At 27.9% G+C, this 12,970-nt stretch carries 13 protein-coding genes; 3 read left to right on the top strand and 10 right to left on the bottom strand.

The features are described 5' to 3' along the window. Positions 1-2 precede the first annotated feature (2 nt). From miaB to SAR11_RS01910, 3 genes are read right to left on the bottom strand one after another with little or no spacing between them, the layout of a single operon-like run. Positions 3-1,370, bottom strand: coding sequence for a tRNA (N6-isopentenyl adenosine(37)-C2)-methylthiotransferase MiaB (gene miaB, locus SAR11_RS01920; protein ID WP_041185770.1), 1,368 nt, complete (start codon positions 1,368-1,370; stop codon positions 3-5). Then, a complete protein-coding gene (locus SAR11_RS01915; protein ID WP_006997525.1) occupies positions 1,348-1,758 on the bottom strand; it encodes a Fur family transcriptional regulator in 411 nt (136 codons plus the stop codon). Before SAR11_RS01915 ends, miaB begins: the two co-directional genes overlap by 23 nt. A gap of 9 nt (positions 1,759-1,767) precedes the next feature. Then, positions 1,768-2,154, bottom strand: coding sequence for a peptidase M22 (locus SAR11_RS01910; RefSeq protein WP_011281668.1), 387 nt, complete (start codon positions 2,152-2,154; stop codon positions 1,768-1,770). A gap of 7 nt (positions 2,155-2,161) precedes the next feature. Between SAR11_RS01910 and SAR11_RS01905 the strand changes: the two genes are divergently transcribed. Continuing rightward, the gene (locus SAR11_RS01905; protein ID WP_041185803.1) at positions 2,162-3,160 is read left to right on the top strand and encodes a polysaccharide deacetylase family protein; all 999 of its coding nucleotides are present in this window, start codon (positions 2,162-2,164) and stop codon (positions 3,158-3,160) included. Here SAR11_RS01905 and SAR11_RS01900 read toward each other — a convergent pair. Genes SAR11_RS01900 through murJ form a run of 4 tightly spaced genes read right to left on the bottom strand, consistent with a single transcriptional unit; the run spans position 3,157 to position 7,400 of the window. Further along, positions 3,157-4,272, bottom strand: a complete 1,116-nt coding sequence (locus SAR11_RS01900; protein WP_011281666.1) for a glucosaminidase domain-containing protein — start codon at positions 4,270-4,272, stop codon at positions 3,157-3,159. The genes SAR11_RS01905 and SAR11_RS01900 overlap by 4 nt on opposite strands. A 2-nt stretch (positions 4,273-4,274) precedes the next feature. Further along, positions 4,275-4,817 (bottom strand): NifU family protein, encoded by a 543-nt coding sequence (locus tag SAR11_RS01895; RefSeq protein WP_006997529.1) that lies wholly within the window; start codon positions 4,815-4,817, stop codon positions 4,275-4,277. Between the two features lie 53 nt (positions 4,818-4,870). Next, positions 4,871-5,872: a tryptophan--tRNA ligase gene (gene trpS / locus SAR11_RS01890; protein ID WP_011281665.1), complete on the bottom strand. Its 1,002-nt coding sequence runs from the start codon at positions 5,870-5,872 to the stop codon at positions 4,871-4,873. Position 5,873: 1 nt separating this feature from the next. Beyond that, positions 5,874-7,400 carry a murein biosynthesis integral membrane protein MurJ gene (murJ, locus tag SAR11_RS01885; protein WP_011281664.1) on the bottom strand — a complete coding sequence of 509 codons (1,527 nt, stop codon included), beginning with the start codon at positions 7,398-7,400 and terminating at the stop codon, positions 5,874-5,876. Between the two features lie 50 nt (positions 7,401-7,450). Between murJ and SAR11_RS01880 the strand changes: the two genes are divergently transcribed. Then, complete coding sequence (locus tag SAR11_RS01880) at positions 7,451-9,739, top strand: NADP-dependent malic enzyme (RefSeq protein WP_011281663.1); 2,289 nt, start codon at positions 7,451-7,453, stop codon at positions 9,737-9,739. Here the strand turns inward: SAR11_RS01880 and SAR11_RS01875 are convergent. After that, positions 9,736-10,329 (bottom strand): BON domain-containing protein, encoded by a 594-nt coding sequence (locus SAR11_RS01875; protein WP_011281662.1) that lies wholly within the window; start codon positions 10,327-10,329, stop codon positions 9,736-9,738. The two genes, SAR11_RS01880 and SAR11_RS01875, sit on opposite strands and share 4 nt — an antisense overlap. Beyond that, positions 10,319-11,182: a 16S rRNA (cytidine(1402)-2'-O)-methyltransferase gene (gene rsmI / locus SAR11_RS01870; RefSeq protein ID WP_011281661.1), complete on the bottom strand. Its 864-nt coding sequence runs from the start codon at positions 11,180-11,182 to the stop codon at positions 10,319-10,321. Before rsmI ends, SAR11_RS01875 begins: the two co-directional genes overlap by 11 nt. Before the next feature lie 32 nt (positions 11,183-11,214). On the opposite strand from rsmI, the gene SAR11_RS01865 reads away from it, so the two are divergent. After that, complete coding sequence (locus SAR11_RS01865) at positions 11,215-12,366, top strand: ABC transporter substrate-binding protein (protein WP_011281660.1); 1,152 nt, start codon at positions 11,215-11,217, stop codon at positions 12,364-12,366. On the opposite strand, the gene rdgB is transcribed toward SAR11_RS01865, so the two are convergent. Continuing rightward, the gene (gene rdgB / locus SAR11_RS01860; protein ID WP_011281659.1) at positions 12,350-12,952 is read right to left on the bottom strand and encodes an RdgB/HAM1 family non-canonical purine NTP pyrophosphatase; all 603 of its coding nucleotides are present in this window, start codon (positions 12,950-12,952) and stop codon (positions 12,350-12,352) included. The two genes, SAR11_RS01865 and rdgB, sit on opposite strands and share 17 nt — an antisense overlap. Between the last annotated feature and the right edge of the window lie 18 nt (positions 12,953-12,970).

Genomic DNA, 12,970 nt, shown 5'->3' with positions numbered 1-12,970 from the left:
TTTTAAGCTACCTTTTTTTTAGAGCTTTCAGTTAATTTTCCAAAAAGACTATTTTGATTACTACTTATTATTTCGACCTGCACAAGTTTTCCAATATTTTCTATATTGCCATCAAAAATTACTGATGTCATATATTCTGTTCTTCCAAATAACTTAATCCCATCTTTCATTTTATTTTCTACTAGAACATTTAAAATTTTATTTTCTAAAGATTTATTTTTTTTTATTTGGTTATTAAATAATTTCTCCTGAATTATCTCTAATCTTTGTTTAGATTTTTTTTGATCCACGAGTGTTAAATTTGCAGCAACGGTTCCTGGTCTTGGGCTAAAAATAAACGAATAAGAGTTGATAAATTTTACTTTTTCAATTAGTTCCATTGTCATTTTAAAATCTTGCTCATCTTCTTCTGGGTATCCAATAATAAAATCACTAGAAAACTCAATTTTTGGGTTAATCTTCCTTAATTTTTCATAAACTAGCAGGTATTCTTCAATGGTGTGTTTTCTATTCATTAGATTTAAAATTTTATTTGATCCACTTTGTACTGGTAAATGTACAAGGGGCATCAGTTTAGATGATGTCTTATAAACATTAATCAAATCATCTGTCATATCCTTGGGATGAGATGTTGTGTATCGAATTCTTTCAAGTTTATCAAAGCTATCAAGCTTGATTAACAAATCTGATAGTCTATATTTTTTACCTTCCTCATCATAACTGTATGCGTTTACATTTTGACCTAACAAGATAATTTCTTTTGCACCACTTTGAACCAATTCTTTTGCTTCATTTATGATTTGGTCAAAAGGTCTGGAGTATTCTGGTCCACGAGTATAAGGCACTACACAAAAATGACAGAATTTATCACAACCTTCTTGGATTGTTAAAAATGAAGAGACTTTACTGTCTTTATTTTTAATCTGACTTAAATAATTAAATTTAGAAATTGTATCAAATTCTGTTTCTTCCTCTTTTTTTTTGTTTTTTAAATGATTTAATATTGCCTCATTTATTTTATGGTAAGACTGTGGACCAATTACAATATCAATATAAGGTTCTCTTTTTAACATTTCTTGATTTTCAGCTTGAGCAACACAACCAGCAACAACTACAATTGGTTTTTTTTTCTCTCTAAAAATTTTTTTGACTCTTCCTATTTCATGGTAAACTTTTTCTTTTGCTTTATCACGAATATGACAGGTGTTTAAAAGATAACAATTTGCATCCTCATATTTTTCAGTTTTTTCAAAGCCTATTTTTTTTACAGTATCAAATATACGATTTGAATCGTATTCATTCATTTGACAACCAAAAGTTTTAATAAAAATTTTTTTTAACATTGTGTTAGGATTTTTTTTTAACCCCATATAATTCTAATTTGTGATCAACCAATCGATAACCGTATTTATCAGCAATTTTTTCTTGTAGCTTTTCTATCTCTTCATCCACAAATTCAATAATTTCTCCTGATTTAACATCAATTAAATGATCATGATGTCCTTCATTTAATTCCTCGTATCTAGCTTTGCCTCCTTTAAAATCATGTTTAGCTAAAATTCCAGACTCCTCAAAAAGTTTTACTGTTCTATATACTGTGGCAATACTTATTTTTGGATCAATCTTTGAAACTCTATTATATAGTTCATCTACATCTGGATGGTCATTAGACTCTGACATTACTTTTGCGATAATTTTTCTTTGATCCGTTAGTTTAACTCCTTTAGCTAAACATTTTTGTTCAATATTTTCTGACATTTTTTAATTTTAACTTAAATAAATAGGATTAATCAAATTCTTTTTAATTTTAAATTTTTCACATAAACTAGGGACTTCTTCATACTTAACTTCTTTAAATCCTTTAAAATCTTCAAAACTAAAACAATAATAATTGATTTTTTTTGTTAGAAATAAAGCTTTAATCGTCGCTAATGAATTTCTAATTCCTGCAAAACTGCCAGGTCCTCTGTTAACATAAATAATATTAATTTGATCTAAAGTAGAGGAATTTACCTTTAAAAAATCATTAATTAAGATCATTAATTTTTCAAAATTAATTTTACTATTTTCATGAGTACAAGTATAAATATTTTCACTAACTATGAGTGTTAAAAAAATTTTATCTCTTGTGGCATCTACTATTAAATTTTTCATTATAATAATGTTATTTGCTATCAATTCTAAAGCAGAAGAAAATAATATCAAATATTATTCTGAAGATAGTGGCATTCTTTCTTTGATGTATCACCGATTTGATGAAAATAAGTATCCTTCAACAAATATACAAATGGATATTTTCAAAGAACAAATGTCTATAATCAATACCTCAAATTATAAATTTTTTGATCCACAATATTTACAAAAAGAATTTAATTTTCCAAAAAATAAAAAAGAAATACTTATCACTGTAGATGATGCTTTCTTATCATTTTATAAAATTGCGTGGCCATATTTGAAAAGAGAGAAAATTCCTTTTATTTTATTTGTTTCAACTGAAACCGTAGGTAAAACTGGCTATATGAGTTGGCAACAAATACAAGAAGTAGAAAAAGAGCCATATGCTTACATTGGCAATCATTCACATTCTCATAATTACCTGGTTGATCTAGAAACAAAAAATTTTTTGGCTGATATTAATGCTTCAATTGAAATTTTTAATCAGAACTTAGGCTATAACCCAATTTTTTTTTCATACCCATTTGGTGAGTATAGCAAAACTATTAAAGATTTTATTTCCAAAAATTTTGATTTTGCTTTTGGACAACATTCTGGTGTTATTGATATTAATAAAGATCCTCATGAATTACCCAGATTCCCAATTAATGAAAAATATGGTGACTTAGAAAGATTCAAATTTTTAATTAATCTTGGCCCACTTCCATACAAATCTTTAAACCCTAAAGACAAGTATATTATCAATAACAATCCACCAAAACTATCTGTTGAATTTTTTGAAAATCAAAAAAATATAGAAAATATTAATTGTTTCTCTGATGAGGGTAGTGGATGGGATAAGTCAAATATTACTTTTAATAAAAATATACTAAACATAAATTTTAGAGAAAAATTCACATTCAGAAGAGGTAGAGTTAATTGTTCACTTAATGATGATGGAATATGGAGATGGTTCGGCGTTCAATTTTCAGTGAATCAAAATTAAATTAAACTTTCTAAATCTTTGCTAGATGGTAATAACTTCGCATCATCAAAATCTGTTAAATCATTTTGTCTAATAATTTGTTGTAAAATTTTAACATACTCTTTTCCTGTCTCTGCATATTTATCTAAGTATTCGGTAAGAATCATGCTGTCTAATTCTTTTCCTTCATCTCGCAATTCTGCTCTTGCACTTCTAAAATCTTTATAAGACGAGTGTGTGTTTAAATTTCTTTGATATGCTTTTACGGACGCCTGCAAAACCTTAAATCTCATAACTTTATGTGTACTATCATCTTCTGCATCGGCCGGTTTTATTCCTTCACCACTCCACGTCCACTGACCAAACAATGCATTTCCCTCTTGAGCAAACCTTGATGTTCCCCAACCAGTTTCCTTTGCAGCTTGTGCAATTGCCATTGAAACGGGCACTTCATCCATTCTAATTTTCAATGTAGATAAATCTTTGTTTACAACTCCATATTGTTTAAATTTTATGTTTAACCACTCTTGTTCTGTCTTTGTATTTTTGCTTTTATTTAAAATACTAAAGAGCTTTATTCTATCTAGTTTAATACTATTATTTTCATCAATGACTAAAGGCAAAATTATCTGAATGAATAATTCTTTTCTTTTTTTAGTATTTTCTATTTTTCCAATTTCTTTTGGTAATAGATCTAAATTTATAGGCTTTACTAATTTATTTTCTCTAACATCTTTTAAATTATAATTTGTTGATTTAAAAAGTTCTTCAATTGTTGCAGCACTTAATAGTATGGCATCTGAGGGCTGTTCATCGAATGTTAAAACATCTTCATATAAAAACTTTTTATTTAATTGTTCATCTAGTTTTGTTGTTTTGTTTTCTAATAATTTTTTTAAATTATTCTTTGAGTTATTTTCATAGTCCTTAGAAAGTATCATTTTTTCTTTTGTAAGATTAATGGCTAATGGAGCTATAAAAAAAATCGATATAATGATTAAACTTGATAAAAAAGTTCTTGAAAGATTATCTAGTCCACTTTTTTGTGCATCTAGTTTATTTTTTTTTTTTAAATTTTTTGCAGTTTCAAAAAATGATGTAAGTTTTTTTCTAATAATTGTTTTTTTTCTCATAACTATATTGCAACCACTTCTTTAACCTCAGGTAAATAGTGACACAAAAGATTTTGTACACCTTGTTTTAAGGTCATTGTCGAGCTGGGACAACCAGAGCAGCTTCCCTGTAATTCTACCTTAACAATTCCATCTTTAAATTCTTTAAATTTAATATCACCACCATCTTTTGCAACAGCAGGTCTAATCTTTGATTCTAAGATACTTATAATTTGCTTTTCGATTTCAGTGTGTTCCTCTTTTTTTTCTCCAAGTAACTCATTGGCAATTACAAATTCTTTTCCTGTAGAATAAAAATCATTAATCAGTGAAATGGCTATATGTTTAATATCTTCCCAATTTACTTCTTCATTTTTATTTATAGATATAAAATCTTCTCCTAAAAATACGCCTGTTACCCCATTAATTGATAAAATATTTCTTACTAATTCATTATCAGTTTCTTCTTTTTTTATCACTTCAAATGATCCATTATTGGAAACTGTTTTTCCAGGCAAAAACTTTAGTGAATTTGGGTTTGGTGTTACTTCAGTTTGAATAAACATCTTTTTATATATAATGATTACTGAGAAAATTTAAACTAATTAATATAATCTTATTAAAAACCTACTAAATCTTTAATTTCTTTTATTTTTTTTGAAGCAATTTTATTAGCTTTATTAGAACCTTCTAAAAGAATTTTATCTAAATAACCTTCATCATTTAATAATTTTTTTATTTCTTTTGAAATTGGATCAATTGTTTCAATTAAAGTCTCTGATAACTTCTCTTTAAACTCCGAAAAATTTTTTCCTTTAAATTCAATAATAGATTTTTCTAAATTTTGATTTTTTAAACTTGAATAAATCCCTAATAAATTTTCAGCTTCTGGTCTTTCGTTTAAATCTTTAATATCTGAAGGAAGTGGCAAAGGATCCGTTTTTGCTTTTTTAATTTTATTTAAAATCTCTTCGCTATTATCTGTAAGATTAATTCTGCTCAAATCTGAAGGATCTGATTTGCTCATTTTTTTTAAACCATCTTTAAGACTCATTATTCTAGAAAACTCTTTCTGTATTAAGGGCTCTGGAACTTTTAAAAAATCTGTTGCATTAAAATCGTTATTAAATTTTTGTGCTATATCTCTACAAAGTTCTAAGTGTTGTTTTTGATCATCACCAACAGGAACATGAGTTGCGTCATACAACAGGATATCAGCAGCCATTAATACTGGATAGGAGTAAAGGCCAATACTAGCTTTTTCCTTATCTTTTCCAGCTTTTTCCTTAAACTGAGTCATTCTATTAAGCCAGCCAATTCTTGAAACACAACTTAATATCCATGCGGCTTCAGAGTGAGCTGGAACCATTGATTGATTAAAAATTATACTTTTGTTAGGATCTATTCCACTTGCAATAAATGTTGCCGCAGTTTCTCTTATATTCTTTTTTAGTTCCTTAGGATCTTGTTTTACTGTAATTGCATGAAGGTCAACTACACAAAAAATACACTCATTTTCTTTTTCATTTTGGAGTTTTACAAAATTTTTAATTGCTCCGAGATAGTTTCCTAAATGTAAGTTACCAGTAGGTTGTACTCCAGAAAAAATTTTTTTAATCATATCAATAGTTTAAATTAATATCTGTTCTTTTAAAAGCCTTGATTAAAACTGCAATGAAAAAATAAAATATAAGACCAGTAATAACAGCACCCACTAAATAGATCGCTTTAAAATTTTCTTGATAGGATAATTCATTATTAAAAAAATAAATTATATAATTAAAAAATATTCCCATAATCACTGATGCTGTTAAAATTTTAATTAATCTATCTATAAAGACATGATTAAAATTGAAAAAACTTTCTTTTTTTAAAAAGATAAACAATAGCAATGCATTAAACCAGGATGAAGTGGTAGTTGCGATTGGTATGATTATAAAACCAATTTGTTTAAAAAAGATAACGCTTATAAATATATTTAATAAAACAGATAATAATGAAATATAAAACGGTATTTTTGTATTATGTCTTGCGAAAAAAAATGTCGAAAAAACTTTTATTAATGAAAAAGCAGGCAAACCAATTGCAAAATAAAATAGAGCTTTTGCTGAATTCTTAACACTTAATTCATCAAAAGAACCATAGCCAAATAATGAAGAAATAATTTCTTCTGAGGCAATTAATAATGCAACTGTTGCTGGGATACTCAAGAATAGACTAAGTTCTAAAGCTTTATTTTGAATTAAGTTTATTTTATCTTTATTTTGACTTTTAACATATTTGGATAGTTGGGGTAAAATAACTGTACCAATTGCAATTCCAGCAATGGCTAAATTTATTTGATAAACTCTGTCAGCATAATAAAGGTAAGAAACCGCACTAGCTTGAAAAGATGCAATAATTGTTCCTACTAAAATATTTATTTGAGTAACACCTGATGAAAAAATACTAGGTAATAATTTTTTAAAAAAGTTTTTAATTTTTTTATTAATGTTAATTTTAAATTTAATCTTAGGTGAAAAATTTTTTTTTACAAAAAAGTATAGAAAAATAAATTGTACAACGCCTGAAATGGTTACAGCATAAGATAAATAATAAACAAGATTATCGTCTAATATTTTTGCAAATAACAAAACTCCAATTAAAAGTATATTTAAAATAATTGGCGCAGCGGACGCTATTGCAAATTTATTATGTGAATTTAAAATTGCAGAAAAAAATGATGCCAAACTTATGAAAATTAAAAATGGGAAGGTAATTCTTGTTAAGGTTATAGCTAGTTCCATTTTATCATAATCGCCTTCAAAACCTGGTGCAATTAGATAAACAAATAAAGGCATCAATATCTCTACAATCAGAACTAAAATTATTAGACCTAGGGTGAGTAGATTAAAAATACTATTAGCAAAATTTTGTGCTTCTTTTTTTTTATTCAATAATGATGAGTAGCTTGGAACAAAAGCTGCATTAAATGTTCCTTCAGAAAATAACCTTCTAAAAGTGTTGGGAATTCTAAACGCCACAAAGAAAGCATCTGCCAAAATTCCAGTTCCAAGGAATACTGCTATTAAAATATCTCTTAAATAGCCCAGTAACCTACTAATTATTGTAAAAAAGCTAAACGTGCTTGTTGACTTAATAAGGTTCATAAATCATATTAGTCTTAAATTTGCTCCATTTGTATATCTAATTAACATAAATGAAAAAAACTAAAATAGATCATTATACTGATAAAGAGGCTCTAGAATTCCACAGCTTAAATAAGCCAGGAAAAATAGAAATAAATTCTTCAAAACCAATGACAACTAAGAGAGATTTGGCATTAGCTTATTCTCCTGGTGTTGCAGTTCCAGTTCAAGCAATCGCTGACGATCCAGAGACAGCATACGATTATACATCTAAAGGAAATTTAGTTGCAGTGATAAGTAATGGATCAGCTATTTTAGGAATGGGTAATTTAGGAGCACTTGCATCTAAACCTGTCATGGAGGGAAAGGCAGTTTTATTTAAGAGATTTGCCGATATCGATTCTATTGACTTAGAAATTGACTCTCAAGATTCCGATGAAATTATTAATAGTATTAAAAACTTTGCATGCAGTTTTGGTGGTATTAACTTAGAAGATATCGCAGCTCCTGATTGTTTTATAATTGAAGAAAAATTAAAAGAAATTTTAGATATTCCAGTTTTTCATGACGATCAACATGGAACAGCAATTATAACTACAGCTGCATTAATTAACGCCTTAGATATTAGTGGTAAATCAATAAAAGACATTAAAGTTGTTGTAAATGGAGCAGGTGCATCAGCAATTGCTTGTACAAATTTATTTAAAAATAGTGGTGTACTTAGTGAAAATGTAATCATGCTTGATCGTAAAGGAGTGGTCTATAGAGGTAGAACTGAGGGAATGGACCAGTGGAAATCTGCCCATGCAGTAGAAACTAAAAAAAGAACTTTAGAAGAAGCTATAAATGGAGCTGACGTATTTTTAGGATTATCTGCCAAAGGAGCTTTGAAAAAAGAGTTAGTAAAAACTATGGCTAAGAACCCAATAATTTTTGCCTGCGCGAATCCTGATCCTGAAATAACACCTGAAGAAATAATGGAAGTTAGAGATGATGCCATTATTGCAACTGGAAGATCTGATTATCCCAATCAAGTAAACAATTTAATTGGTTTTCCTTATATTTTTAGAGGAGCATTAGACGTAAGAGCTACAACTATTAATGAAGAAATGAAGGTTGCAGCTGCAAACGCAATTGCAAAATTAGCAAGAGAAGATGTTCCAGATGAAGTTGTTGCCGCAATGGGAGGAGATCGTCCTAAATATGGAAAAGATTATATAATTCCATCCACGTTTGATCCAAGACTGATTAGTGTAATTCCTGCAGCTGTTGCAAAAGCTGCTATGGATAGTGGTGTTGCAAAAAAACATATAAAAGATTTTGAGGCTTATAGAGACCAACTCAAACAAAGACTAGATCCCTCAGTAACTATTATGCAAGGTATTAACTCTCATATCAAAAAAAATCAAAAGAGAATTGTTTTTGCAGATGGAGAAGACGAAAACACTCTTAAGGCGGCAATTGCATTTAAAAATTCTAAATTGGGTACACCAATTTTAATTGGTAAAAAAAATAAAATTAAAGAAAGAATAAAAGAAATTGGCTACAATCAAAATTTTGATATTGAAATAGTTAATTCTGAAGACAAAGAAAAAAGAGAAAAGTACGTAAACTTTTTATTTGAAAAATTGCAAAGAGAGAAAGGTCTTTTGGAAAGAGATTGTGATAGATTAGTTAGAAATGATAGGGTTGTATGGGCATCTTGTATGGTTGCTTGTGGTGATGCAGATGGTGCTGTCACTGGAAATACTAGAAGATTTGGAGCTTCTTTTGATAAAGTTACACAAGTTATAGATGCTAGACCAGGTGAAATCATGTTTGGATTAAATATGGTTGTTGCTAAAGGAAAAACTATTTTTGTTGGAGACACGAGTGTAAATGAATATCCAAGTTCAGAGGAGCTTGCAGAAATTGCAATTTCATCAGCTAGGGTTGTTAAAATGTTTGGATTTGTTCCAAAAGTTGCTTTTGTTTCTCACTCTACTTTTGGTCAACCTCTAACAAGTAGAACTAAACATATAAAAAAGGCTGTTGAAATTTTAAAAGATAAAAATGTAGATTTTGATTTTGATGGGGACATGCAGCCAGATGTTGCCTTAAATGAAGAGTACAAAGAATTATATCCTTTCTCAAGTATTGTAGGAAATGCAAATATATTAATAATGCCGGGCCAACACAGTGCTGCTATTTCTTATAAAATGATGAAAAGCTTAGGTGACACAAAAGTTATTGGTCCTCTTTTAATTGGATTGGGTCAACCCATTGAAATAGCTCCTTTAAGGTCATCTACTTCAGAAATCATAAATTTAGCTTCAGTTGCTGCCTACTCTGCTGATGTAATTGATTATAAAAAAAGTTAATTTTTTTGAATTCTTAAATCTTCAACCAAGACAATACTTGCAATAACATCTTCTACATCTAGTATTTCTTTTGCTTCATTTATTACTTCTTTTCTTTCTTCTGTGGTTAAAGAAATCCCATAAATAAATATTTTTTTCTTATAAGTATCAATTTGATAATTGGTTGCTTTAATTTTTTTGTTAAATATTAAAGCAGTACGAAGTTGAGATGTAATTAACAAATCTTTAGCTGATTGTTTGAAATTAAAATCTTCTTTTATTTTAATATCGTTTTTAACTGATCTGACACCTTTTGTTTCCCATGCAAGTTTAGTAATTTGAAGTTTTTCTTCAGGATCATCTACTTTTCCTGTTACAAAAATTTTTCCATCTAAAACTTTTGTGCTAACAGCTAAGATATAGCTCTTGTCTCTTAGGGCTAATCTCGCAGCTAAATTTTTTTGCATTACAGAATCGTCTATTTGGGTCCCTAAAGATCTTGGATCAAACGCAACACTAACACCTGTTCCAAAAACTCCTTTTGAGCTAATCCCAACACACCCTGTTAAGATTAAAAAAATTAAACTTATTAAAAATATTTTATTTTTCATTTTTTATTTTTAAACAATAATTGTAAATTTCTTTTTTTGATACATTCGTATTTTGGCTAATTAAATCTGTAATATCTTTTATGCTTAGTTTTTTAATTAATTTTTGAATAATTACTTTATCAGATTCTTTTAATATTATCGATGAATTTTTTTCTTTTACCTTTTCAGAAATAACAATTGTTAACTCTCCTTTGGGATCAGATTTAAATGGTTCAAGTGTCTCCACATCTGTTCTTATATATTCCTCATAAAATTTTGTCATTTCTCTGCAAACCAAAATTTTTCTATTTAAAAAGTAACGTTTTAAATCTTTTATCGATCTATTAAATTTTCGTGGAGAAATAAAAAAAACAATACAGCCCTCTAAATTTGCAAGTCTTTCGAAATCTTCACTTAATTTGCTATTTTTATCTGGAAAAAAACCATAAAAAAAATATTTTTCATTAAATCCACTTATGGAAACTGCAGAAGAAACAGCTGACGCACCCGGAATTGGAAAGATATCTATTTCATTAATAACACATTCATTGACTAATATAGCTCCTGGATCTGAGATAGATGGAGTTCCAGCGTCAGAAATCAAAGAAACGACCGATCCTGATTTTAAAATATCAATTACTTTCGATAAATTTTTTTTTTCATTAAATTTATGATTTGCAATAAGTTTTGATTTAATTTCATACCGTTCTAATAAATTTTTTGAAATACGTGTATCCTCACACAGTACATAATCCGATTTTTTTAATACTTCTAGGGCTCTTAAAGTGATGTCGCTTAAGTTCCCAATTGGAGTAGATACAATATAAAGACCACTTTTAACTTTATTATTTATATTTTCAGTATGTAGAATCATCAAATTATAATAGTTATAATAATAACATTAAAATGAACAAAATTATTAAAATTATACTTTTTTTAGCTTTTGGTTTCTCAATTACTCCAGTAGCACTCTTGGCAAATGAGAAAATTAGGATTGGTCTTCTTGTCCCTTTAACTGGAAAGAACTCTGAAATAGGACAATCTATAATTAAATCTACACGTCTTGCAATTAATACAATTAACAATGCATCAATTGAGATTATACCAAAAGATACACAGTCAAACCCTGAGGTCACTTTAAAGGCAGCTAAAGAGTTGGCTAATTCAGGAATAAAAATTGTAATTGGTCCAGTTTTTAACGAAAGTCTAATTTACCTAAGTGAGTTAAGTGAATTAACATTCTTGGCTCTAACGAATAAGAATGATAATTTTTCCAAAAACATTATCAACGCTGGAATTAATGCAACTTCACAACTAAATGCAATTAAGAAGTTTATAGAATTAAACGAAATAAAAAAAACTATCTTTCTTACTCCAGATGTAGGTTTTAAAAATGAAATTGAAAAAGCTATTTCTAATTCTAAAATAAAAATATTAGAAAATTATATTTATAATACTGACCCAACTAAACTTACCAAACAAATTGAAAAAATTACACGTTATGAAATTAGAAAACAAAACCTTGAAGATGAAATAAATAGATTAGAGAAATCGGAACAAAGCAATAAAGAGCTCTTAATTGAAAGGTTAAAAAAGAGAGATACTCTTGGTAGTGTAAAATTTGATTCAGTGGTAATTTCTGATTTTGATGAAAGTTTAAAAAGTGTAACAACTTCCCTGCTTTATACGGATATAACTCCTAAAGAAAAATATTTTATTACTCTTAATCAATGGTTTGATGAGTCTCTTTTAAAAGAGACAAGCTCACAACCCTTGTATTTTCCTTCTGCAAATAAAGATAATTATGATGAATTTTCTAATGAATATTTTGAAAAATATAATCAGTACCCTAATCAATTGTCATTTTTAAGTTATGACTTGGTTGGGCTTGTGTATTATTTAATTCTTCAAAACGAATCTGTTATTGATAAAAAAATGTTTACTAAAAAAACCTTGTTTAAAGGAAAGGTTGGAGTTTTTGAAATTAAAAACAATAAAATTAATCATATTTTAAATTTTTATAAAGCTGAAGATGGAGAATTTAAAAAAGTTTTTTAATTTTTTTAAAAGCTTTAAATCTATGATCTATTTTATATTTCTGTGATGCTCTCATTTCACCAAATGTAATTTTTTTTCCAAGTGGTATGAAAATAGGATCATAACCAAAACCATTTTTACCTTTTATAACTGGTGAAATAAAACCTTCAACCTTTCCAATAGAATTTATTATTTCTTTATTTTTATTATAAATGGTTAAGGCACAAATAAACCTGGCCTTAATTTTTTTCTCTCGCCAATTTTTGTCTTTTTTATCTAACTCCTTAAAAACTCTATTCATTGCTTTTTTAAAATCACCTTTTTTACCTCCCCATCTAGCTGAATAAATTCCAGGGTCTCCATCTAAAACATCTATTTCTAAGCCCGAGTCATCAGACAGACATATCATTTTTGATTTTTTAGAAAAAAATTTAGCTTTGATTAAGGAGTTTTCCTTAAATGTTTTGCCATTTTCAGGAGGGCTTTTTATTTTAAAGTCCTGTGGAGAGTATATTTCAACATTTTTAGGCAATAAATCCTTAATTTCTCTTAATTTTCCTTTATTATTAGTGCCTACCAACAATTTTATAATTTTATTCTTTAACATCTAGCAATTATCAAATTT

The sequence above is a fragment of the Candidatus Pelagibacter ubique HTCC1062 genome, assembly GCF_000012345.1.
Classification (GTDB): domain Bacteria; phylum Pseudomonadota; class Alphaproteobacteria; order Pelagibacterales; family Pelagibacteraceae; genus Pelagibacter; species Pelagibacter ubiqueversans.
This window is presented reverse-complemented; position numbering and strand designations above follow the sequence as displayed.

Coding starts and splice junctions, on each gene's coding strand:
- miaB (WP_041185770.1), bottom strand. CDS start 1,370: ATGGGGTTAAAAAAAAATCCTAACACAATGTTAAAAAAAATTTTTATT.
- SAR11_RS01915 (WP_006997525.1), bottom strand. CDS start 1,758: ATGTCAGAAAATATTGAACAAAAATGTTTAGCTAAAGGAGTTAAACTA.
- SAR11_RS01910 (WP_011281668.1), bottom strand. CDS start 2,154: ATGAAAAATTTAATAGTAGATGCCACAAGAGATAAAATTTTTTTAACA.
- SAR11_RS01905 (WP_041185803.1), top strand. CDS start 2,162: ATGTTATTTGCTATCAATTCTAAAGCAGAAGAAAATAATATCAAATAT.
- SAR11_RS01900 (WP_011281666.1), bottom strand. CDS start 4,272: ATGAGAAAAAAAACAATTATTAGAAAAAAACTTACATCATTTTTTGAA.
- SAR11_RS01895 (WP_006997529.1), bottom strand. CDS start 4,817: ATGTTTATTCAAACTGAAGTAACACCAAACCCAAATTCACTAAAGTTT.
- trpS (WP_011281665.1), bottom strand. CDS start 5,872: ATGATTAAAAAAATTTTTTCTGGAGTACAACCTACTGGTAACTTACAT.
- murJ (WP_011281664.1), bottom strand. CDS start 7,400: ATGAACCTTATTAAGTCAACAAGCACGTTTAGCTTTTTTACAATAATT.
- SAR11_RS01880 (WP_011281663.1), top strand. CDS start 7,451: ATGAAAAAAACTAAAATAGATCATTATACTGATAAAGAGGCTCTAGAA.
- SAR11_RS01875 (WP_011281662.1), bottom strand. CDS start 10,329: ATGAAAAATAAAATATTTTTAATAAGTTTAATTTTTTTAATCTTAACA.
- rsmI (WP_011281661.1), bottom strand. CDS start 11,182: ATGATTCTACATACTGAAAATATAAATAATAAAGTTAAAAGTGGTCTT.
- SAR11_RS01865 (WP_011281660.1), top strand. CDS start 11,215: ATGAACAAAATTATTAAAATTATACTTTTTTTAGCTTTTGGTTTCTCA.
- rdgB (WP_011281659.1), bottom strand. CDS start 12,952: ATGTTAAAGAATAAAATTATAAAATTGTTGGTAGGCACTAATAATAAA.